Raw genomic sequence first — 22,581 nt, 5'->3', positions numbered from 1 at the left:
CTGTGTGGGTATCGCCCACGTTCCGCAAGATATGAGTTCACCGCAAATTGTCTGGCTTCGGCGCGATCTGCGCCTCGCCGATCAACCCGCCCTCTATGCCGCGGCGCACGCCGGGCCGGTCATTCCCGTGTTCGTTCTCGATGATGAGGCTGCGCGCAGTCACGCGTATGGCGGTGCGAGCCGCTGGTGGCTGCATCATTCGCTCGAAAGTCTCGCCAAAGGCCTTGGCTCGCGTCATTCGCAAATCGTGCTGCGGCGCGGCGATGCGGTCGAGCAGCTTTGCGAAATCGCCCGCGAGTGCGGCGCGGGCGCGGTCCACGCCATCCGCCATTACGAGCCTTGGTGGCGCCAAGCGCAGGGCAAGCTGGATGAGGCGCTGCCCGATGGCTGCGAATTGTGCCTTCATGACGGCAACTATCTGCTGCCGCCCGGCGCTGTGACGACGGGTTCGGGCGACCCCTACAAAATCTACACGCCCTTCTCAAAGGCGATGCTGGAGCGCTTCCCCCCACGCGATTGCCTGCCGGAACCGGAGACGATCCACTCGCCAGATAAATGGCCGAAAAGCGACAGTTTGAGCGATTGGGGACTGCTGCCGAGCAAACCCGACTGGTCCGGCGGGATCGCGGATTTCTGGAACGTCGGCGAGCAGGCGGCGCACGAGCGGCTTGCGGAATGGGCGGATGATGTCGCCCAATACGATGACGAGAGGAACCTCCCTTCGCGCGATGGTTCGAGCCGCCTTTCTCCGCATCTCCACTTCGGCGAGATCAGTCCGGCGCAAGTTTGGCACCGGCTCTCCGGGCGGCGAGGGCAGGGCTGGCGCACCTTTGAGAAGGAACTGATCTGGCGCGATTACGCGCAGAACTTGATCTGCCAGTTCCCGGACTATCCGAGCAAGAGCTATCGCGATGGCTATTCCGGCCTGTGGCGCAATCCCAACCGTGGGCATATCATTCAGGAGGAGCTGGAGGCGTGGCAGCGCGGCATGACCGGATACCCGATCGTCGATGCAGGGATGCGGCAATTGTGGCAGACAGGCTGGATGCACAACCGTGTGCGGATGATCGCGGCCAGCTTCCTGGTGAAGCACTTGCTGATCGACTGGACCTTCGGCGAACAGTGGTTCTGGGATACGCTGGTCGATGCCGACTACGGCAACAATGGCGTCAATTGGCAATGGATCAGCGGGACGGGTGTCGATTCGAACATGTTCGTGCGAATCATGGCGCCGCTCTCCCAGAGCGAGAAGTTCGATGCCGCCGACTATATCCGCGAATATGTGCCCGAACTGGCGGAGTTCGGCGATGAAGATATCCATGACCCCCCCGACCACAAGCGAGGCAAATACCCAAAAAAGATAATCGGGCACAGGGAAGCGCGTGAGCGGGCCTTGTCTGCCTATAACGACGCCAAGCAGGGGTGACTTGAAAGCTGTCGCCGCTCGTCGCATAGCGCGACGAAATGGACGTACTGACGAGAAAAAGGGGGCAAGGCCTGATCGAGGCCGGTCGGAGGTTTGCCTCCGGAACAGGGCTTGTATCACGCCTCGCAGCGCCGGGATTTCGCAAGATTATCGACCGGATCGACGCCGCGCTGGTGACGGGTGCGCTTCATGCACGCCTGCCCGATGGATCGCACCGGACGCTTGGCGGACGCGCGGCCGGATTCGAATGCACGGTTGAACTGAACAGCTGGAACGCGCTGGTGCGGCTTGCCAGTGGAGGTTCTGTCGGCTGGTATGAGGCATGGGTGGCGGGTGAATGGGCGAGCCCCGACCCGGTGCCGCTGTTTGCGCTGTTCATGCAGCACGCTTCGGCGCTGGGGGACACGGCGCGGGCTAAGGGGCGGTACCAAACGGCGCTGAAGCTGGCGCATCTGGTCAACCGCAACACGCATTCCGGCGCGCAGAAGAACATCGCTGCACACTACGACCTCGGCAATGACTTCTATGCCGCCTGGCTTGATCCGACGATGAGCTATTCCTCAGCCATCTGGGGCGAGGGCGATGATCTGGAAGCGGCTCAACGTCGCAAATGGGACGCTTTGGCAAAGCGTCTGGGCGAGCCTGAAAGCGTGCTGGAAATCGGTTGCGGTTGGGGCGGCTTGGCGGGCTTTCTCAACTACCGGGGCAGCGCGGTCAACGCCATCAGCTTGTCGGACGAGCAGCTTGCGTGGGCGCGCGAACATCACCCCGGCCCGGATTTCCGCAAGCAGGACTATCGCGACACCTTCGGTCAGTATGACGCGATTGTCAGCGTGGAGATGGTCGAGGCGCTGGGGCGCGAATACTGGCCCGATTTCATGGATTGCATCGCCCGCAACCTCAAACCGGGCGGGCGCGCGGCGATCCAGTATATCTCCATGCGCGACGACCTGTTCGACGCTTATGCCGACAGTGCCGATTTCATCCAGGCCTGTGTTTTTCCCGGTGGTTTGCTGATCCGCACCTCCGAATTCCGCGAAATGGCGCGCCAGAACGGACTGAGCTGGGGCGACCAACGCGATTTCGGGGAAGATTACGCCCGCACGCTCAGGCAGTGGCGCGAGAATTTCGACCTTGCGGTGGAGGAGCAACGGCTTCCCGCCGGGTTCGATCAGACCTTTATCGAACTATGGCGCTATTACCTGATGTATTGCGAAGGCGGCTTCCTGGGCAAAGGTATCGATGTCCATCAGGTCACGCTGACAAAGGACGGATAATGAAAACATTTATTGCTACGCTCGGGGCATTGTCGCTGGCATCCTGCGCCAGCGTGCAAGGTGATGCGGGTCCGAGCCTCACCGTCGCGACCAAACCGGCAAAACAGCTTGATATGGCCGATGCTGGAGTGCTGTTCTGGAATCAGGCGACCCGCACCGATCGCTTCCGCCACATGGAGGATTTCTACGCCGGGCTGGAGGTCGCGCCCGCGCCGCATGTTCGCAAGCTGCCCAAGGGTGAGCCACTCGATGCCGCGACGATTGCCAAGGTCGACGGCTATCTTGAGCAGATGAACGCCGCCGGGATCATGGTGCTTCAGGATGGCAAGGTCCGCTACGAGCATTACCGGCTCGGCTTTGGTCCGAAACAGCGCTGGACCAGTTTTTCGGTCGCCAAGAGCTTCACTTCGACCCTGCTAGGGGCGGCGATCAAGGACGGCTATATTACCAGCCTGTCCGATCCGGTGACCAAATACCTGCCACAACTCAAGGGCAGCGCCTACGATGGCGTCACTATCGAGCAGATCGCGACGATGACATCGGGCGTGAAATGGAACGAGGACTACACCGATCCCAAGAGCGACGTCGCGCAGATGTTGGCGACCAAGCCGGTGCCGGGCGAAACGCAGGAAATCACTTATGCCAAAACGCTGAAGCGTGAGGCTCCGGCGGGAACGAAATGGGTCTACAAGACGCTCGAAACGGGATTGCTGGGCGATATCGTTTCGGCGGCCACGCACCAGTCGCTCGCCGCTTATGCCAAGCAGAAGATCGTCGATCCGGCAGGTTTTGCAGGGCCCTTGTTCTGGATGACAGACCTGACCGGCAGCAATATCGGCGGCTGTTGCCTCTCGATCCGCCTGTCCGACTATGCCCGGATGGGGCAATGGGTGATGGAGGGCGGGCAGCCATCAGTGCCGAAAGGCTGGTTCGCGAAGGCCGGATCGCCCGAGGTGCATTTCGATGATGGCTATGGCTACGGCTATCAATGGTGGACCTATCCCGACGGCAATTTCGGCGCGATCGGGATTTTTGGGCAATATATCACCATCGTGCCGAGCCAGCGGCTCGTCGTGGCAGTTGTCTCGGACTACAAGACGGCAACGGGCGATGGGCTGACTGCCGCTCGCCGGGCCTTGTGGAAAACGCTGATCGACGCGACCAAGCGTTGAACTGCTCAGCTGCGGTAAGCGCCTTCGCCCGAGTAGCGGGCGAGGATATTATCGTGGACAATGGGGCTCAGCATTTCCGTGAAGGCGCAACCGACCTGACAGTTTTCCCACCAGACGACCTGTGCCTGGAGCGATTCGAGGCCGGGAAGAGTGAGCCAGCAGACCTGTCCTTCATGCATCCGGTTGATCGCTGCGGCTGAAAAACCGGAGATCGACAAATCGTTGACCACGGTCTGAAACGCGCGACCGCCCGAAGCGCGAAGCTGCCCCGGAATGGTCAGCTTGGTGCGCGGCGCGCAACGATCTTCCTGTGCTGCGAAGCTGTAACGGTCGCTGGTCATGTAGCTCATGATTAGATTCCCGACAGGTTGACGCAGTGCGCTTCATGCGCCTGTGCGAAACTTATTTCGCGCATTAGCGTAAGAATTCAGTAGTCGGAATCGGTTAAGATTCGGTTTCGACGCGCTCGCGATGGCGGTTCGCGAAATCCTCGCCAGCCAGATCGGCAATCCTTGCTCCGACAACCGACGGCTCCTTCACCGTCAGCGGATCCTCACCTGGATAGGCCTTGGCGCGCATGGCGGTGCGGGTTGCGCCCGGATCGACGATGGCAACGCGGATCGGGGAGATGTTGCCGACTTCTTCGGCGTAGCTATCGAGCAAGTTCTCGAACGCCGCCTTGGTCGAGCCATAGGCACTCCAGTATGCGCGTGGCGTTGCACCCACGCTGCTCGTCAACCCGATCACCTTCGCACCGGTGGAGCGCTTGAGCAGGGGATCGAACACAGCGAGAAGCGCCTGCGTGGCAAGCACGTTGACTGTGATAGCCTGCCCAAATTGCTTGCCATCGATATGCGCAACTGGTGTCAAAGGGGGCATGTAAGCAGCACAAATCACAAGGATATCGAGCGTATCCCAGCGTCCTGCAATGGCGCTTGCGAGGCGGGCAATGCCATCGGTTTCGGCCAGGTCTACTGGGGCGATAGTTGCCGTTCCGCCGAATTCATGGATACGGTCCTCGACCGCTTCCAGCGCGCGCACTTCGCGCCCGGTCAGGATGACATGGGCGCCCGCTTTGGCCAAGGCTTCCGCACAAGCCGCGCCGATACCCCTGCTGGCGCCGGTCACAAGCGCGGTCTTGCCCGCGAGCGCTCCGGTTTCGCCCGTCATTACGCGACCTTGTCGACCGGCAGTGAAAGCTGTGCCAGCTTCGCTTCGCGATTAGTGAGATCGGTCAGCGAGGTGGGATAGTCACCGGTAAAGCAGGCATCGCAGAATTGCGGGCACTTGCCGTTGCGCTGCGTTCCGCCGACCGCGCGATAGAGTCCGTCGATCGAAATGAAGGCCAGGCTATCGGCCTTGATGAATTCGCGCATCGGTTCCAGCTCCATGCGCGCGGCGAGGAGTTTCGACCTCTCGGGCGTATCAACGCCGTAGAAACAGCTATGTGCGGTCGGAGGGCTGGCAACGCGGAAATGCACTTCTTTTGCACCCGCATCGCGCATCATTTCGACGATCTGCATACTGGTGGTTCCGCGCACGATCGAATCGTCGATCAGCACGATCCGCTTGCCTTCGACCAGCGAGCGATTGGCATTGTGCTTGCGCTTGACCCCGGCATGGCGCGCGCCGTCCGATGGCTGGATGAAGGTCCGCCCGACATAGTGTGAGCGGATGATACCCAGTTCGAAGGGGATCCCTGACGCATGGGCAAAGCCGATTGCGGCAGGCACACCGCTGTCAGGAACCGGGACGACCAGATCGGCCTCACACGGCGACTCGCTCGCCAGTTCCTCGCCGATGGCCTTGCGCGCGTCATAGACGCTCCGTCCGGCAAAGACGCTGTCGGGGCGGCTGAAATAGACGTGTTCGAAGATGCAGGGGCGCGCGTTGTGGTTGCCGAACGGATGGATCGAATCGACATTGCCGTCGAAATCGACCTTTACGAGTTCGCCCGGTTCGATCTCGCGCACGGTTTCCGCGCCTACGACATCGAAGGCGACCGTTTCGGAGGCGAACAGAGTGGCATCGCCGATCTTGCCCATCACCAGCGGGCGAATACCCAGTGGGTCGCGGCAGGCGATCATGCCTTCTGGCGTCGTCACGATCAGCGCATAGGCGCCTTCCAGAAGGCGCAGCGCATCGACAAGCCGGTCGACGATGGTCGGATACCGGCTCGTGGCGACGAGGTGGATGATGACCTCGGTGTCGCTGGTCGACTGGAAGATCGCCCCGCGTCGCACCAGATCGGCGCGCAGCGTGGCGGCGTTGGAGATATTGCCGTTGTGCGCCACCGCAAAGCCGCCGCTCGCAAGATCGGCGTAGAGCGGCTGGACATTCCGGACACCGGAGCCGCCGGTAGTCGAATAGCGCACATGGCCCATCGCCATGAAACCTGGCAGTTCGGCAATGGCTTCCTGGCTGGAGAAATTCTCCGCCACATGGCCCACGCCCTTGCGGGTGTAGAATTCCTGCCCGTCGTAGCTGGTGATTCCTGCCGCTTCCTGCCCGCGATGCTGGAGCGCATGCAGGCCGAGAGCCGTTGCAGCGGCTGCATCGGTGGCGTTGATCGCACCGAATACGCCGCACTCTTCGCGCAGCTTGTCGCCGTCCGCGTCGCAGAAAGGATGTGTGTAGTTCATGTCCTCGCGGGTGCCGCCCGATCGCCTATTGCTGCCAATGGCGATGTTGCAGCCGGATTACAAGGGTGAGAGATCGGCGCAATTTCATTGCGTGGTAAGCTCAGCCTTCCTAAAGCCCCACCACTTCGACAGTCTATTCCCTGAGAAAAGCGAGCAAAACCGCCTTGATCCTTTCCCCTTTCGAATGGACGATCGCCAAACGATATTTGTTGCCGGGCAAAGGCGAGGCGTTCATCGCCCTCGTCGCCAGCATCTCGATTGGCGTCGTTATGCTGTCGGTCGCCATGCTGGTGATCGTGATGAGCGTGATGAACGGCTTTCGTGCCGAATTGCTAGACAAGATCACTGGTCTGAACGGCCATGCTATCGTGCAGGCCTATGGCGGGAAGCTGACCGATTGGGAGCAGGTGCTCAAGGACGTCAAGGCGACACCGGGCGTCACTCAGGCGACGCCGCTGATAGAACAACCCCTGTTCGCGACCTATAACGGCCGCGCTGGCTTCGTGCTGGTACGGGGGAACACTCAGGCCGACATTGCCAGGCTCAAGGACAAGGTGATCGCGGGCAACATTTCCGAACTCACGCCGGATTCGGGCAATGTCGCGATCGGTTCTCGGCTCGCGCAGGATCTCGGGCTGCGGTTGGGCGATACCATTACCATCATCAATCCGCTGGGCCGAACGACTCCTTTCGGCACCGTCCCGCGACAGGTCGGATACAGAGTCGCCGCGATCTTCGAGGTCGGGATCTACGACTACGACGAGAAATTCGTGATCATGCCGATGGCCGATGCGCAGACATTGACGATGATGGGCAATTCTGTCGGCGCGATCGAGGTCAAGGTCGACGATCCCGACAAGGTCGACCAGATTCTGGCGCCTGTTCAGCGCGAACTTTCGGGGCAGGCGGTGGTGACCGACTGGAAGACGATCAATTCCTCGCTGTTCGAGGCGCTCAAGGTCGAACGGGTGGCTATGGGATTTGCGCTCAGCTTCATGGTGCTGGTCGCAGCCTTCAATATCCTGTCGAGCCTGGTCATGCTGGTCCGCGCCAAGACGCGCGACATCGCGATCATGCGCACCATGGGCGCGACACGGCGCAATCTGCTCAAGATTTTCGTCACCACCGGGTTCACCGTGGGCGCGATTGGGACGGTTGCCGGGCTGATCCTTGGTTCGGTTGTGCTGTATTTCCGCGAGGGGATCGTCACACTGATCGGCCATATCACGCATCAGGACCTGTGGGATCCGCAGGTGCGGTTCCTGTCGAGCGTGCCGTCAAAGGCCGATCCGGTTGAAATCACGATGATCGTGTTGCTGGCGTTGGGCCTGAGCTTCCTCGCGACGCTTTACCCGGCATGGAAAGCCTCCGGTACCGATCCTGTGGAGGTGCTTCGCTATGAGTGAGCCAGTCGTATCGCTCAAGAGCCTGACCCGTAGCTTCCAGCAGGGCGGGGTGACGATCGAGGTGCTGCGCGGTGTCGATCTCGACATCATGCCGGGGGAGATCGTCGCGCTGCTCGGCCCGTCCGGTTCTGGTAAATCGACCATGCTGCAGGCGGTCGGCCTGCTCGAAGGCGGGTTCAGCGGCAAGATCGCGCTGGCCGGCAATGCGGCGGAAACGGCGAATAGCGCCGAGCGTACTCGCCTGCGCCGCGATTATCTCGGCTTCGTCTACCAGTTCCACCACTTGCTGCCGGATTTCGACGCGCGCGAGAATGTCGTGCTGCCGCAGCTCATTGCAGGACGTCCACGGCCAGAGGCGGAGTTGCGGTCGGAAGAACTGCTCACCGCGCTGGGGCTCGGGCACAGGCTGGACCACCGGCCCAGCCAGCTCTCAGGCGGCGAACAGCAGCGCGTAGCCGTCGCTCGCGCACTCGCCAACCGCCCGCAGCTCGTGCTCGCCGACGAGCCGACCGGCAACCTAGACGAGGCCACTTCGGAGAAGGTCCTCGGTCAGTTCCTCGCATTGGTGCGGGGCGAGGGCAGTGCGGCGCTGGTTGCGACCCACAACGAACGGCTGGCGCGCAAGATGGACCGCGTGGTACGGTTGCACGAGGGGCTGCTCGAATAGTCCCGCGAGGGGAAATGAAGATGACCACGATTGCCGATTTCAAAGTCACCACCAATCGCGGCGAGCCGCTCGATCTGGCCGAAAAGCAGGGCAAGGTGCTGCTGGTGGTCAACACCGCCAGCAAATGCGGCTTCACCCCGCAATATGACGGGCTGGAAAAGCTCTACGAGAGCTACAAGGATCGCGGTTTCGAGGTGCTGGGCTTTCCCTGCAACCAGTTCGGCCATCAGGAACCCGGCGACGCCGACGAAATCGCGCAATTCTGCAAGGTCAATTTCGGCGTGACCTTCCCGCTGATGGCCAAGGTGGACGTCAACGGAGGCGATGCCAGCCCGCTCTACGACTGGATGAAGAAAGAGGCGCCGGGCTTGATGGGTTCCAAGGCGATCAAATGGAATTTCACCAAATTCCTGATCGACCGCGAGGGGAATGTGGTACGCCGCTACGCCCCGACCGACAAGCCCGAGGCGATTGCCAAGGATATCGAGAAGCTTTTGTAAGCTGCGCGAACGGCAACGGCAGGAAGCGCAATGGGAGCCCTGAAAGCCGACATTCCGCTAATCACAACATTGCGGACATAGGTGGACACGATTAGCTTCGCTAAGTGACGGTGGAGACCAACTAATGCGCCTACATCTCTTGGTCATATTTGCAACGGCTACGCTGAGTTCGACAGTGGCGAGTGGTGAAGATGTCGTCTCGACCTATCGAGTGGTGCAGCGCGGGGGTGGTCTGGGCATGTGGGTCGACGAGACAGTCACTTTTTCAGTGTCGGCTCAACATCCCCTATGGACGGCCGAACGCATTAGGCGAGATAGCAATTGGTGCGGACGAACTGTGCCGGGTAAAGGTTGCGTCGCGACAGCCACTACTGTTCACGACTGGATTGATGGTGCGGCGTGCCCCGCGCTGCTCCGCTCGCTGGAAGCGTTGGCTACTATTCGGCCAGAGGGCTTTGGCGATCCGAAGCACATGCACATGACTACTGTCTCTGACACGCCACTGGTCGAGGTGAGTGGACCTTCTACGAATGTGGCAGGATACGGCGCAAGCCTGAAGGTTAGAGCTTACAAAGGGCCGTTCGTAGATTGGTGGAGGGAATCAGAAACATCGCTGAAAGGATGCTGGTCGAACCGTGCTCCAGATGCTGTTTGACCCCCACTTCCGCTTTCCCCAACTCACCAGACATTCGTGTCAAAAATGCCCAAGGTTGAAAACCGCCATTAGGTTGCCCCCTGTGGACAAATTCGTGCCGCCACAACTCCACGAATCGTTCCAGAATACCTAGCTTGGCACCATGCCATTCTCGCCCTTCGTTCCTCTGCGCGTCCTCTCCGCCTATTCGATGCTCGAAGGCGCGATCGAGCCCAAGGCGATGGCGAAGCTCGCCAAGGAGCGGGGCTTTCCCGCTATCGCCATTGCCGACCGCAACGGGCTGTATGGCGCGGTCATGTTTGCCAAGGCCTGCATGGACGAAGGCGTGCAGCCGATAATCGGGACGCTGCTTGGCATCGCGCGGGACGAAGAAGGCAGGCATGTGGATTACTTGCCGCTCTATGCGCAGGACGAGGCGGGGTATGACAATCTTTGCCACCTGGTCAGCAAGGCGCATCTCGACCGTCCGCTCGAATTCGAACCGCATGTCAGGCTGGACGACCTCGCAGGACACACCGAAGGCCTTGTCGCGCTCACCGGGGCGAGCGAGGGTACGGTAACCCGGTTGCTTGCTGAGGGACAGGCGAGCCATGCGCAAGCTTTGCTCGACCGGCTGGAAGCGCTGTTTCCGCAGCGGCTCTATGTCGAACTGGCTCGGCGCGGCAATCCGGTGGAGGATGCAGCCGAAGCTGCGCTGATAGACTTGGCCTGTGCGCGCGACCTTCCGCTGGTGGCGACAAACCCCGCCAACTTCGCCGAACCGCATATGTACAAGGCGCATGACGCCATGCTGTGCATTGCCGGTTCAACGCACATCGATGCGGAGGAGCGCGCAAGGTCCAACCCGGAAAGCTGGGTCAAGAGCGCTAGCCTGATGGCCGAATTGTTCGACGATTTGCCCGAGGCCACCGCCAACACTCTGGTCATTGCCCAGCGCTGCGCCTTCGCGCCGCCCTATCGCAAGCCGATCCTCCCCAGCCTTGCGGGCGATCTGGAAGGCGAAGCGCGGATGCTGGAGGAAGACGCGCGCAAGGGGCTCGAAGCGCGCCTGTCGCGCTATGACGATCTTTCTGACGATGATCGCAAGACCTATTTCGACCGGCTCGATTTCGAAGTCGGGATCATCAACCAGATGGGTTTTCCCGGTTACTTCCTGATCGTTGCCGACTTCATCAAATGGGCCAAGGACCACGATATTCCGGTCGGGCCGGGCCGTGGTTCGGGTGCAGGCAGCCTTGTCGCCTGGGCGCTCACCATCACCGATCTGGACCCGATCCAGCTCGGCCTACTGTTCGAACGCTTCCTGAACCCCGAACGCGTCTCGATGCCGGACTTCGATATCGACTTCTGCGAAACCCGGCGCGGCGAGGTGATCCGCTATGTGCAGGCCAAATACGGCCACGATCACGTCGCGCAGATCATCACTTTCGGAAAACTGAAGGCCCGCGCCGTGCTGCGCGACACGGGGCGCATCCTGCAGATGAGTTACGGCCACGTCGATCGGCTGTGCAAGATGGTGCCCAATCACCCGACCGATCCGTGGAGCCTGCCGCGTGCGCTCAACGGGGCGGCGGATTTCAAGCACGAATACGACAACGACAATGAGGTAAAACGGCTCGTCGATCTGGCGATGCAGCTGGAGGGATTCCCGCGCAATTCCTCGACCCACGCGGCGGGCGTGGTGATTGGTGACCGTCCATTGGCGCAACTCGTCCCGCTCTATCGCGATCCGCGTTCGGATATGCCGGTGACGCAGTTCGACATGAAGCATGTCGAATCGAGCGGGTTGGTGAAGTTCGACTTCCTCGGGCTGAAGACGCTGTCGGTGCTGAAAAAGGCCGTCGACCTGCTCGAAAAGCGCGGCGTCACCATCGATCTCAGCGCGCTGCCGCTTGACGACCCGGCGGTCTACGAACTGATGAAGGCGGGCAATACGGTCGGCGTGTTCCAGCTGGAATCGGAAGGGATGCGGCGCACGCTGACGGCGGTGAAGCCCACCAATTTCGGGGACATCATCGCGCTCGTCTCGCTCTATCGCCCTGGCCCGATGGACAACATCCCGCTGTTCGGCAAGCGCAAGGCGGGTGAGGTTGCGATCGAATACCCGCACCCCAAGCTCGAAGGTATCCTTGCCGAAACTTACGGCATCTTCGTCTATCAGGAACAGGTGATGCAGGCCGCGCAGATCCTCGCGGGCTATTCGCTGGGCGATGCCGATTTGCTGCGCCGCGCGATGGGCAAGAAGGTGCAGGCCGAGATGGACGCCCAGCGCGAACGTTTCGTCGATGGCTGCAAGGACGTGTCCGGTATCGACAAGAAACAGGCCAACGAGCTGTTCGACTTGATCGACAAATTCGCAGGCTACGGCTTCAACAAATCGCACGCCGCCGCCTATGCTTTGCTCGCCTATCAGACGGGGTGGCTCAAGGCGCATTATCCGGAAGAATTTTACGCCGCGGCGATGTGTTTCGACATGCACCAGTCGGAAAAGCTGGCGGTCTTCGTCGACGATGCGCGCCGCGCGGGGATCGCGATTGCACCGCCGAGCATGAACCATTCCGAGGCAGAGTTCACCGTCGAGCAGACCGACGAAGGCTATGCCGTGCGCTACGCGCTGGCCGGTATTCGCAATGTCGGCGAGAAAGCCATGGAGGCGATCGTCTCCGAACGCGAGGCGCGCGGGCTGTTCACCAGCCTTGAAGATTTGTTTTCTCGCTTGCCTAAGGGTGCACTCAATTCACGGGGGCTGGAGGCACTGGCGGCTTCGGGTGCGCTCGACGAGTTCGAGCCATGCCGTGCAACCGTCCACGCCAATGCCGACCTGCTGCTGGCGGTGGCCGATGCCGCCGAGCGCGAGCGGTCGAGCGGACAGCATGGCTTGTTCGGTGGCGAGGATCAGGCGGAAGATACGCTGCGCCTCAAGCAGGTCGAGCCATGGTCGCGATCCGATATGATGGCGAAGGAGCGCGAGAATTTCGGCTTCTTTTTCTCTGCCCACCCGGTCGCCGCCTATCGCGATGTCGCTTCTGCCAATGGCGCGCGCAGCCATGCGTCGCTGATGACCGGCGGTGCGCCTGCGGGCGGGCGGTCGAGCGCGGTGATGGCGGCCATGGTCGAGAAGGTGAACAAGGGGACCACGCGGCGCGGCAAGCCGTTCATTCGCGCCGATTTCTCCGATGCCTCGGGTCAGTTCAGCGCGGCCTGTTTTGAAGAAAGCCTTGTCGAAAGCTTCGTCCGCTGGGCGGAGGAGGGGACCTGCATCCTGTTGCAGGTCGAGCTCGACAGCCCGAGCCCGGATGAACCGCCGCGCATCACTGTGCGCGGGGGTACCCCGCTCGACAAGGTAACGGCGAGCGCGCGGATGCTGCTGACGCTCGAGATCGAGGATGTTGCCGCGCTCGATGCGCTTAAACTGGAGCTGGGCGATGGCGGTGGCACGGGTGAAGTGCTGGCGACCTTGCGTACCGGCACGGCCATCGAGCCGACAATGCGCCTCGGCCGGTCGTTCAAACTCGATGGCGAGCTCGCTGAGCGCTTGGCAAGCGTGCCCGGTCTTGCCAAAGTGGAGCTTACAACGCGGCGAGGCGGCTCACACCTGAAACTCGTCGCCTGATTTGGGCTCCCTCACGAGGGGGAGAGGGGACGAGGAGAGTAAGGCTATGCTTGGTGCGATGCAGGATTGGGACCTGGTCGTTCATCATCTGATCGATCATGCCGCGCGCGAACATGGCGCGCGCGAGCATGTGACGCATTGGGCGGATGGCAGCGAGACGCGTACCGACTGGGCCGGCATTCGCCGCGATGCACTGAAGATGACGCAGGCACTGCGAGCCGCCGGGATTGCCAAGGGCGACCGCATCGCCACGCTGGCAATGAACCATTCGCGCCATCTGGTGAGCTGGTACGGAGCAACCGGCGTTGGCGGCGTGCTGCACACGATCAATCCGCGGCTGTTCGACGACCAGCTCGAATACATTGTCAATCACGCCGAAGACCGCGTGATGCTGTACGATGCGGCGTTCCAGCCGATCATCGACAAGATGCGCAAATCGTGGCCGACGGTCGAGCATTACATTTGCTTCGATCCCCCGGCAGGTTCGGACGCAATCGCGTTCGAGGACTGGATCGATGCGCATGATGGCAAGGCCGAATGGGCCGAGGTCGACGAGCGCGATCCGTGCATGTTGTGCTATACCAGCGGCACCACCGGCAATCCCAAGGGCGTGCTCTACGAGCACCGTTCGACCATGCTGCACGCATGGGCCGGGATCCAGCCGTCCGGTTTCGACTTCGACGCGCAAAGCGTGATGCTGCCGGTGGTGCCGATGTTCCATGCGGCGAGCTGGGGCCTCCCCTGGGCGGGCGCGATGACCGGGGTGAAATTCGTCTATTCGGCGGTCAACGATCCGCAGGTTCTGTGCGACCTGATCGAAAACGAAGGCGTGACCCATTCCGCCGGTGTTCCCACCGTGTGGCTGGCGATGTTCCAGCATGTCGACGAGACCGGGCGCGAACTGCCCAAGCTCAAACAGGCAATCATCGGCGGGTCGGCTGCGCCGCGCTTCATGATCGAACGGCTGACGAAGAACGGCACCCGCGTCGCCCATGCCTGGGGGATGACCGAGACCAGCCCGATCGGCACCGTAGGCTCGCCCACGTGCGACTGGAACGACAAGAGCTTTGTCGAGCAGGTCGATGTCATCCAGATGCAGGGTCGCCCGCCGTTCGGGGTCGAGCTGCGCACGGTCAGCCTCGACGACATGACCAGCGAGCTTCCCCGTGATGGAGCGAGCAGCGGCGCACTGCAAATCCGCGGACCGTGGGTGGTGAAGCGCTATTTCAAGGCGGAGCAGGACGCGATCAATGCCGATGGCTGGTTCGACACCGGTGATGTCGGCATCATCCACCCCGACGGTACGCTGCAACTGACCGACCGGACCAAGGACGTGATCAAGTCCGGCGGCGAGTGGATCAGTTCGGTCGAGCTGGAGAATGCCGCTGTCGGGCACCCCGCGGTTGCCGAGGCGGCTGCTGTGGGAATGCCGCACCCCAAGTGGGACGAGCGCCCGGTGCTGTTTGTGGTCCGCAAATCCGGATCGGATGTTACCGGGGGTGAGATCATCGAGCATCTCAAGCCACTCGTCGCCAAATGGTGGCTGCCCGATGCGGTGGAGTTCGTCGACGAGATCCCCCACACCGCCACCGGCAAGATCAGCAAGAAGGATCTGCGCGAACAGTTCAGCGATTATCGACTGGAAGCCTGAAACCATGACAAAACACTATATCGATCCCAGCCGCGCCAATTTTGAGGCGTTCAAGGATCTGCCCCGCGATGAGCCGATCCACATGCTCAACCTGCTGCAATATCGCGAGCTGGCGGAATATCCGGCGGGCCACGCCAATGCCGACAAGGGCTGGACCGGACGGCGCGCTTACGAGGAATATGGTAAGGCGAGCGGCCCGATCTTCCGCCGCGTGGGCGGGCGGATCGTGTGGCGCGGCGCGTTCCAGACGGTCGTCACCGGTCCCGAGGAAATGCGCTGGGACGATGGCTTTGTGGCGGAGTATCCCAACGCGGCGGCGTTCTTCGAAATGATCAAGGACCCTGAGTACCAGCAGGCGGTGGTGAACCGCACCGCGGCGCTGGTCGATAGCCGATTGGTGCGGTTCAAGCCGGGCGCGGGTGGCGATGGGTTTGGGTGAGGATGGGCTCACTTTCTTTTTCTGTCATCCCAGCGAAAGCTGGGATCGCTGGCCATTAGGTAACCGTCGGCCATGAGCGCTTGGACCTACATCCTTACCAACAAGCCTCACGGGGTTCTGTACATCGGCGTCACTGCGGATCTCTCGGCCAGAATGGCGCAACATCGCGCAGGTCAGGGCTCTGCATTTTGTCGTCGTTACGGCCTCGATCGTCTTGTTCTGATCGAAAATCATGCGTCGATCACTGGTGCGATCGCTCGCGAAAAAGCAATGAAAGCCTGGAAGCGTGCTTGGAAGATCGAATTGATCGAAGCAAACAACTGTGAGTGGCGTGACTTGTTTGATGTAGTGCTAGCCTGAGTGCGATCCCAGCTTTCGCTGGGATGACGATTCGGTTCACAACAACCGCAGCTGCCCACCCACATTCGGTCGCCTGAACTGGCTGCAATCCAGCTCGAAATTCGGCTTCTCCAATCCCGCCCGCTTGCACGCCAATCGGAACCGCGCGCGGAACAGGTCGGCCCAGACGCCGCTCGGTTTCATGCGGGTGAAGAAGTCGGGATCATTGTCACGGCCACCCCTGATCGAGCGGACGATGCTCATCACCTTGTCGCCGCGTTCGGGGAAATGGACCGAGAGCCATTCGCGGAACAGCGGGGCGACTTCGTGAGGCAGGCGGAGCGGAATCCACCCGCATGAGCCGACGCCCAGCGCGGCGGCGCGTTCGACTATCTCCTCCATGAACTCGTCGGTAATCGCAGGGATTACGGGCGCGACCGAGCAATGCGCGGGCACGCCAGCTTCGACCAGTTTCCCAAGTGCTGCGAGCCGCTTGGCTGGCGCGGCTGCACGCGGTTCGAGCTTTCCCGAGAGCTTTGGATCGAATGTCGTTACCGAAACCGCCACCGCCACCAGGCTGTGTTCGGCAAGCTCGGTCAGCAGGTCGAGATCGGCCAGCACCCGGTCGGACTTGGTCGTGATCGTTACCGGGTGGCGCGCTTCGAGGCACACTTCGAGCACGCTTCGGGTGATGCGATAGCGGCTCTCGATCGGCTGGTAGGGATCGGTGTTGGTCCCCATCGCAATCGGGCGCGGTGTGTATTTCGCCTTCGCCAGCGTTGCGCGCAGCAATTGCGCGGCGTTCGGCTTGGCAAACAGCCTGGTCTCGAAATCCAGACCCGGTGAGAGGTCGTGATACGCGTGGCTCGGGCGCGCGAAGCAGTAGATGCAGCCATGCTCACACCCGCGATAGGCATTGATCGAGCGGTCAAACCCGATGTCGGGTGAGGTGTTGAAGGTGAGGATGGTCTTGGGATGCTCTTCAACAACGCTGGTGCGCAATTTGACCGGCGGCCCTTCCAGCATCTCCATATAGTCTCGCCAGTCCCCGTCGGCCTCTCGCGTGGCTAGTCCAAAACGCGTCGGGACAGAGACAGACTGCGCTCCACGACCGTCGACAGGAGGTTCGAATCGGCGTTCCATTGTGGAGAACATATATAGAACATAGGTGCGATTCAATGACCATCGTACTGGCCACGAGACACACTTGCGATTATGTCCGCGGTCGATGGAACCGATCACCTATCGCGACGCAGCAATCAATGATGCGGACAGGATCGCCGACCTGTTTGTCGCTACCTTTACCGAGATATTCGGGCATCTTTACCGGCCCGAGGATCTGGCGAGTTTTCTTGCTGACCACACAGCGCGCAAATTCGCCGCGCAGATGGCGGACCCCGACTACACTATCCGTCTGGCCGAGCTCAAAGGCGCGCTGCTCGGCTACGCCAAGCTTGGACCGTTGAGACTGCCGGTCGAGGCGCAGAAACCGGCGGCCGAGTTGTGCCAGCTCTATCTCTTGCCCAGTGCGCGAGGGACCGGAGTTGCCGACGCATTGATGGACTGGACCTTCGCCGAAGCGCGCGCTCGCGGGGCAGAAACGCTGTACCTCTCGGTCTTCACCGAAAACCACCGCGCGCGGGCATTTTACGCAAGGCAGGGCTTTCGCGAGATTGGACCCTATGCCTTCATGGTCGGCGACCATGCGGACGAGGACATCATCCTCGCGCGGGATATCTAGCCGATCAGCGTTCGCGCAGGCGCGGCATCAGTTCAACGAAATTGCAGGGCCGATTGCGGCTGTCGAGCTGCTCGGCGAGAATCATGTCCCACCCGTCCTTCACTGCGCCGTTCGAGCCGGGCAGAGCGAAGATATAGGTGCCGCGCGCCAGCACCGCGCAGGCGCGGCTCTGAATCGTGCTGGTGCCGATCGTCTTATAGCTGAGCATCCGAAACAATTCGCCGAAGCCGGGAATGTCCTTGCTCTTGACGCGGTCGAGCGCCTCGGGCGTTACGTCGCGGCCTGTCAGGCCAGTGCCGCCGGTGGTAACGACCGCATCGACATTCTCGTCATCGATCCAGCGGTGGAGGTGGGCGGCGATCTGCTCCACGCTGTCGCGGCTGATTTCGCGCGCGACCATTTCGTGCCCGGAGCTTTCAATGCGTTCGGCAAGGATATCGCCCGATGTGTCGTCCGCAGCGGTGCGTGTGTCGGACACGGTCAGCAGCGCGATGCGGATCGGCTTGAAGGTCCGGCTTTCGTCGATCGCCATGGGTCAGCGCTCCTTGGGGAATTGGGGCCAGGCGTTTTCCGCCAGCGTCACCCGGCTCGGCGCAGGGGCGCCTGCCTGCCGCAAATACATCCAGTAGTTGCGCATGACGATGTTCACATAGCCGCGCGTTTCCCAATAGGGGATCGATTCCATCCACAGCAGCGGATCGCCCATGTCATTGACCTCGCGGTTCCAGCGAGTGACCGGCGATAGGCCGGCGTTGTAGGCGGCCATGACCTTGGGCAGCGTGCCGCCCGTGGCGTTGGCATCGGCGAGCGATTGCAGCGTCTGCTGACCCAACGCAAGATTGGTCGAGGGGTCCTTGAGGTCGACATAGCGCGCGTCGAGATTGATCGCCCCGGCGTGCTCGCGCGCGGCGATCGGGCGCACTTGCATCAAGCCGATGGCATTGGCCTGGCTCACGGCGTCAGGTCGGAAGCTCGATTCCTGGAGCGCATGTGCGAAGGCGAGCGCAGGATCGACGCGCCATCCGCCACGCGGAGCTTCGCTGGCGATCGGCCAGCGCAGGCTGGGATCGGGCTTGGCCCCGCGCGGGACATTATAGGCCATGAAGCGTTGCGCCCCGGCAAGGCCGAGCGCGCGGGCAAGCCGTGCAAGCGCGTCGAATTCACGAGGGTTGCCGATACGCGCCTGATATTTGATCGCGGTTTCCGCATCTGCGGTGCGGCCAAGTTCGGCCAGCATCACGGCTTCACGGGCGTTCTCGTCGTTGGAGAGCCGACGCCAATCGTCAGAGGTGAGGTCGGGTTTGCGGAACTCGCCCGAATAGTGGACGCCAAGCTGTTCGAGGGCGAGCATACCGTAAAGGGTCTCGTCATAACGGGCCGCGTCGCGCAATTGCTTGGCTGCTTCGTCCGGCTTGCGGCAACGGATCAGCGCGCGCGATGCCCAATAGCGCGAGGCGGCAATCAGCTCAGGATCGGAGGTGGAGGCGGCGGCGCGCTGGAACCCGATCGCCGAATCCCGGCAATCATCGAGCCGCCATGCAGACAGGCCGACGACCCATTCGCCTTCTGCCACCCACGGACCGGACCCATCGGTTACGGTGCGAGCCAGCGCATAGGCCTCGGCGTCGCGGTTCTCGATGTAATAGCTCCACGCCACCTTCTGTCGCCATTCGGCGCGCGCCTGCGGTGACAGCGTCGCATCCACGCCATCGAGCAGCAGGCGCGCTCCATCGGGATCGTCGGAAACGATCTTCTGCGTGATCTGGGAAGCGATATCAGCGGGCATTGTGCCGTCATTGACGCTCGGCGGTCGGCTACGGCGGGTCAGGCCGGGCTGGCTCTGCAATTGCTGCGCAACGGGCAGGGCTGGGAATGTGGTGAGGCCGCGCTTGTAGGCAAGCTGTGCGATCTGCGCCGCCTGCGGCAGGTTGGGATATTTCTGCAACCAGTCGGTCAGTCGCTCGAGCGGGATTTTCGGGCTGCTGGCGTCGAGGAAATAGCTGGCGAGGGCAAACCCCTGCAGTGGCCCGTCCTGCCGCTGGGCCAGCAGCACTTCGACCTGATCCCAGTTCTTGGCATCAATCGCGCCGAACAGAGAGGTGTAATAGGTCCGGTCGCTGTCGGAGAGCAATTGCGGCACCGCTGCCGAGGTGGCGCGGGTGAAATAGTTGACGCTCAGGCTGCTGGCATTGGCCCCTACCGGGAGCGCAATCGCCGCCAGCAATCCGGCGAAGAAGGTGCGTTTTTTCATCGGCGCGTCCAGTTCAGCCAATGGGTCCAGAATCTCTGCCGCTGCCCGGGCGAGCGGGCCAGCGTTTCGAGTGCGGGTGCGATAAGGAGAGGTATCTCATTATCCTTAACAGCGAGTAATTGCGGGCCTGCCTCACCGCCGAACAGCGGCGCCATGCTGCGCCCGAAGACCAGCACACGCTCGGGCGCGACCAGCCCGATGTGATGGCGGGTCAGCTCGCCCAACCCCGCCTGTGCCAGCATGCTCCAGTCGGGTAGCGGCGTAATGCGTGGCAGGGCGCTTGCAATGTAGCTCTGGCTGTCATCGACGCCGATAGCGCGCAGGATTGCCGCAAGCATTTTACCCTGTGCGCCAGCCAGAAGGACTTCGCGATCACCCTCTTCGGGCTGACCGACGATCACCATTACCTGAGCTTCGGCAGCGCCGCGCGGCGCAACGCGTTCGGACAGCGCACCGGGCTCGATAGACGGTTCGTGGAGCCAAAATTGCGCGAAAGCTTCCAGCGTATCGGGCCACGCCTCGCGCGAGGGAGCAATAGAAGGGGCCGGAGCAGGGGCAAGCGCGCGTTCGAGTGCGTCGGTTTCGGGTTGGCGCGGAACGGTCCGGGGCGGGGGAACCCCCGGCGCAGGCGGTTCCTCTTCGCTCAACCAGCCTTGCGGCTCGTCGGTGAAATCATGATCGACACCAGCCTCGCGCCACCACGCGAGAGCGGCCGCGTATTCCGCGGCAAGCCCATGATTGTCCCTGTCCAAGGCGGTTGGTGCGCTCATTATCGATCCCACCACAGGTCTTGACCTGTCGCGCCTGCGCAATCAAGGCATTGCTACAGACAAAAACGACGAAATGAGACGGAAATGAGCGAACGCGAATCGATGCCCTGCGATGTCGTCATTGTCGGCGGGGGAGTGGCGGGGCTGGCAGCAGCAATCCGCCTGAAGCAATTGAACGACGCGCTGGAAGTGATCGTGCTCGAAAAGGGCAGCGAGATCGGTGCGCATATCCTGTCCGGCGCAGTGGTCGATCCCAAGGCACTCGACGAGTTGCTGCCCGAGTGGCGCGAACAGAATTGCCCGATGGCCGAAGTGCCGGTGACCGACAACCAGCACTGGACGCTGACCAAGACCGGCAAGGGCTCGATGCCCGAGTTTTTCCTGCCGCCATTCATGTCGAACCACGGCTGCTATACCGGCTCGCTCGGCAATCTCACCCGCTGGCTGGCCGAACAGGCCGAAGGGCTGGGGGTCATGGTATTCCCCGGCTTCCCCGCTGCCGAGGTGCTGTTCGACGAGAATGGCGCTGTGTCCGGCGTGGTGACGCAGGATATGGGCATTGCCGCCGATGGCAGCCACAAGCCCGATTACCAGCCGGGCATGGAAATCCTCGCGAAGTACACTTTCTTCGCCGAGGGTGCGCGCGGCAACCTGACCAAGCAGATGAAGGCCAAGTTCGATCTGGAGGCCGATTGCCAGCCGCAGGTCTATGGACTCGGGATCAAGGAATTGTGGGACATCGATCCCGCAAAGCATGTGCCGGGCAGAGTGATCCACACACAGGGCTGGCCGCTATCGGAAAGCGACACCTGGGGCGGGGGCTTCCTTTACCACCAGGCGAACAATCAGGTCGCGCTCGGCTTCGTGACCGCGCTCGACTACAAGAACCCCTATGTGCGGCCCTATCAGGAATTCCAGCGCTGGAAGCACCACCCTGAAATCGCTGCGATCCTCGAAGGCGGCAAGCGCGTGGCCTATGGCGCACGCGCGATCAACGAGGGTGGTTGGCAATCCGTACCCCAGCTCGCCTTCCCGGGCGGCGCGCTGATCGGCTGCGCGGCAGGTTTCGTCAACGTCCCGCGGATCAAGGGCAGCCACACTGCGATGAAGAGCGGTATGCTGGCGGCCGAAGCAGCGGCGGCGGCAATCGGCGACGGCAAGGAAAAGACCGAACTGGCCGATTACGACACGTCGCTGCGCGCAAGCTGGGTCGCCAAGGAGTTGAAGCAGGTTCAGAATGCCGAACCGGCTGTGGCCAAATATGGCGCCGATTTCGGCACCATCCTCGCCGGGATCGACATGTGGATGCGCTATCTCAAGATCGGCCTGCCGATTTCGATGAAGCATCACCGCGATTACGAGGCGCTGCAACGCGCGGACCTCTACAAGCCGATCGACTATCCCAAGCCCGACGGCGTGTTGAGCTTCGACCGGCTCACCAATGTGGCCTTCAGCTTCACCAACCACGCCGAAGATCAGCCTTGTCACCTGAAGCTGAAAGATCCCGAGCTGCAATATACCAGCGAGTACGAGGTCTATGCCGGCCCCTCGCAGCGTTATTGCCCGGCGGGTGTCTACGAGTGGCTCAAGGACGAGGATACCGGCGAGATGAAGTTCCAGATCAACTCGCAGAACTGCGTCCACTGCAAGACCTGCGACATCAAGGATCCCAACCAGAATATCGAATGGACCACGCCTGAGGGCGGCGGTGGACCCAACTATCCGAATATGTGATTGGGCGCGGGTAGGCTGCAACTCACGTCTGTTGCGGCCTACCTAGCCGGCCGGCTCTAGCTCGACTTCAGGGACTCTCTGGCTGCGCGCTGCCTGATCCGGTCGTCCCGCACTTTTCGGGCATACACTCGGTTCGGAGCATATTTGCGAACTGCGTAAAACGTGCCGATGAGGATCAGCACGGCCATGGCGAGGAAAAGATATCCGATTATAGTTGAGGTCTGCACAGTCAATGTCCTGTTTTGCAGCACTACCGCGCCGCACCATTCACAACGATCGATTGTCGATTATGTTGCAG

Annotated in this window: 19 protein-coding genes; 12 read left to right on the top strand and 7 right to left on the bottom strand. The window is 61.7% G+C overall.

Features of this window, described 5'->3' with window-relative positions; all coding sequences use genetic code 11:
• The first annotated feature begins 31 nt into the window (after positions 1-31).
• From GRI58_RS09080 to GRI58_RS09070, 3 genes are read left to right on the top strand one after another with little or no spacing between them, the layout of a single operon-like run.
• Complete coding sequence (locus GRI58_RS09080; protein ID WP_160753280.1) at positions 32-1,426, top strand: cryptochrome/photolyase family protein; 1,395 nt, start codon at positions 32-34, stop codon at positions 1,424-1,426.
• 38 nt (positions 1,427-1,464) lie between these two features.
• Complete coding sequence (locus GRI58_RS09075) at positions 1,465-2,703, top strand: SAM-dependent methyltransferase (protein WP_160753279.1); 1,239 nt, start codon at positions 1,465-1,467, stop codon at positions 2,701-2,703.
• On the top strand, positions 2,703-3,875 hold the full coding sequence (locus GRI58_RS09070) for a serine hydrolase domain-containing protein (RefSeq protein ID WP_160753278.1): 1,173 nt from the start codon (positions 2,703-2,705) through the stop codon (positions 3,873-3,875). Before GRI58_RS09075 ends, GRI58_RS09070 begins: the two co-directional genes overlap by 1 nt.
• A 5-nt stretch (positions 3,876-3,880) precedes the next feature.
• Here the strand turns inward: GRI58_RS09070 and GRI58_RS09065 are convergent, their stop codons facing one another.
• The 3 genes from GRI58_RS09065 to purF form a co-directional block, all read right to left on the bottom strand.
• Complete coding sequence (locus GRI58_RS09065; RefSeq protein ID WP_160753277.1) at positions 3,881-4,225, bottom strand: PilZ domain-containing protein; 345 nt, start codon at positions 4,223-4,225, stop codon at positions 3,881-3,883.
• Between the two features lie 94 nt (positions 4,226-4,319).
• Positions 4,320-5,045, bottom strand: a complete 726-nt coding sequence (locus GRI58_RS09060; protein WP_160753276.1) for an SDR family NAD(P)-dependent oxidoreductase — start codon at positions 5,043-5,045, stop codon at positions 4,320-4,322.
• The gene (purF, locus tag GRI58_RS09055; protein ID WP_160753275.1) at positions 5,045-6,517 is read right to left on the bottom strand and encodes an amidophosphoribosyltransferase; all 1,473 of its coding nucleotides are present in this window, start codon (positions 6,515-6,517) and stop codon (positions 5,045-5,047) included. The genes GRI58_RS09060 and purF overlap by 1 nt, the downstream gene beginning before the upstream one ends.
• Before the next feature lie 164 nt (positions 6,518-6,681).
• Here purF and GRI58_RS09050 point away from each other — a divergent pair, with 164 nt between their 5' ends.
• The 7 genes from GRI58_RS09050 (at position 6,682) to GRI58_RS09020 (ending at position 15,808) form a co-directional block, all read left to right on the top strand.
• On the top strand, positions 6,682-7,923 hold the full coding sequence (locus GRI58_RS09050) for a lipoprotein-releasing ABC transporter permease subunit (protein ID WP_160753274.1): 1,242 nt from the start codon (positions 6,682-6,684) through the stop codon (positions 7,921-7,923).
• On the top strand, positions 7,916-8,590 hold the full coding sequence (locus GRI58_RS09045) for an ABC transporter ATP-binding protein (RefSeq protein WP_160753273.1): 675 nt from the start codon (positions 7,916-7,918) through the stop codon (positions 8,588-8,590). The genes GRI58_RS09050 and GRI58_RS09045 overlap by 8 nt, the downstream gene beginning before the upstream one ends.
• A gap of 20 nt (positions 8,591-8,610) precedes the next feature.
• The gene (locus tag GRI58_RS09040) at positions 8,611-9,090 is read left to right on the top strand and encodes a glutathione peroxidase (protein ID WP_160753409.1); all 480 of its coding nucleotides are present in this window, start codon (positions 8,611-8,613) and stop codon (positions 9,088-9,090) included.
• Between the two features lie 797 nt (positions 9,091-9,887).
• On the top strand, positions 9,888-13,358 hold the full coding sequence (gene dnaE, locus GRI58_RS09035) for a DNA polymerase III subunit alpha (RefSeq protein ID WP_160753272.1): 3,471 nt from the start codon (positions 9,888-9,890) through the stop codon (positions 13,356-13,358).
• A gap of 46 nt (positions 13,359-13,404) precedes the next feature.
• Positions 13,405-15,009 carry a long-chain fatty acid--CoA ligase gene (locus tag GRI58_RS09030; RefSeq protein WP_160753271.1) on the top strand — a complete coding sequence of 535 codons (1,605 nt, stop codon included), beginning with the start codon at positions 13,405-13,407 and terminating at the stop codon, positions 15,007-15,009.
• Positions 15,010-15,013: 4 nt separating this feature from the next.
• Entirely contained in the window at positions 15,014-15,448 is a 435-nt protein-coding gene (locus GRI58_RS09025) for a DUF1330 domain-containing protein (protein ID WP_160753270.1), read from the top strand.
• Between the two features lie 72 nt (positions 15,449-15,520).
• Positions 15,521-15,808 carry a GIY-YIG nuclease family protein gene (locus tag GRI58_RS09020; protein WP_160753269.1) on the top strand — a complete coding sequence of 96 codons (288 nt, stop codon included), beginning with the start codon at positions 15,521-15,523 and terminating at the stop codon, positions 15,806-15,808.
• 36 nt (positions 15,809-15,844) lie between these two features.
• Here GRI58_RS09020 and GRI58_RS09015 read toward each other — a convergent pair whose 3' ends face one another.
• Positions 15,845-16,930: a PA0069 family radical SAM protein gene (locus GRI58_RS09015; protein WP_160753268.1), complete on the bottom strand. Its 1,086-nt coding sequence runs from the start codon at positions 16,928-16,930 to the stop codon at positions 15,845-15,847.
• A gap of 85 nt (positions 16,931-17,015) precedes the next feature.
• Between GRI58_RS09015 and GRI58_RS09010 the strand changes: the two genes are divergently transcribed.
• Positions 17,016-17,528, top strand: a complete 513-nt coding sequence (locus GRI58_RS09010) for a GNAT family N-acetyltransferase (RefSeq protein WP_160753267.1) — start codon at positions 17,016-17,018, stop codon at positions 17,526-17,528.
• A gap of 4 nt (positions 17,529-17,532) precedes the next feature.
• On the opposite strand, the gene moaB is transcribed toward GRI58_RS09010, so the two are convergent.
• Genes moaB through GRI58_RS08995 form a run of 3 tightly spaced genes read right to left on the bottom strand, consistent with a single transcriptional unit; the run spans position 17,533 to position 20,549 of the window.
• The gene (gene moaB, locus GRI58_RS09005) at positions 17,533-18,060 is read right to left on the bottom strand and encodes a molybdenum cofactor biosynthesis protein B (protein ID WP_160753266.1); all 528 of its coding nucleotides are present in this window, start codon (positions 18,058-18,060) and stop codon (positions 17,533-17,535) included.
• Positions 18,061-18,063: 3 nt separating this feature from the next.
• Positions 18,064-19,779 (bottom strand): lytic transglycosylase domain-containing protein, encoded by a 1,716-nt coding sequence (locus GRI58_RS09000; protein WP_160753265.1) that lies wholly within the window; start codon positions 19,777-19,779, stop codon positions 18,064-18,066.
• Positions 19,776-20,549 carry a uracil-DNA glycosylase family protein gene (locus GRI58_RS08995; RefSeq protein WP_160753264.1) on the bottom strand — a complete coding sequence of 258 codons (774 nt, stop codon included), beginning with the start codon at positions 20,547-20,549 and terminating at the stop codon, positions 19,776-19,778. The genes GRI58_RS09000 and GRI58_RS08995 overlap by 4 nt, the downstream gene beginning before the upstream one ends.
• A gap of 84 nt (positions 20,550-20,633) precedes the next feature.
• Here GRI58_RS08995 and GRI58_RS08990 point away from each other — a divergent pair, with 84 nt between their 5' ends.
• Positions 20,634-22,283, top strand: coding sequence for an electron transfer flavoprotein-ubiquinone oxidoreductase (locus GRI58_RS08990; protein ID WP_160753263.1), 1,650 nt, complete (start codon positions 20,634-20,636; stop codon positions 22,281-22,283).
• Positions 22,284-22,581 lie beyond the last annotated feature (298 nt).

Origin of the sequence: Qipengyuania algicida (assembly GCF_009828025.1) — a bacterium.
GTDB classification, from domain to species: Bacteria; Pseudomonadota; Alphaproteobacteria; order Sphingomonadales; family Sphingomonadaceae; genus Qipengyuania; species Qipengyuania algicida.
Note: the sequence above shows the minus strand (reverse complement) of the source record. Positions and strands in the feature narration are given on the sequence as shown.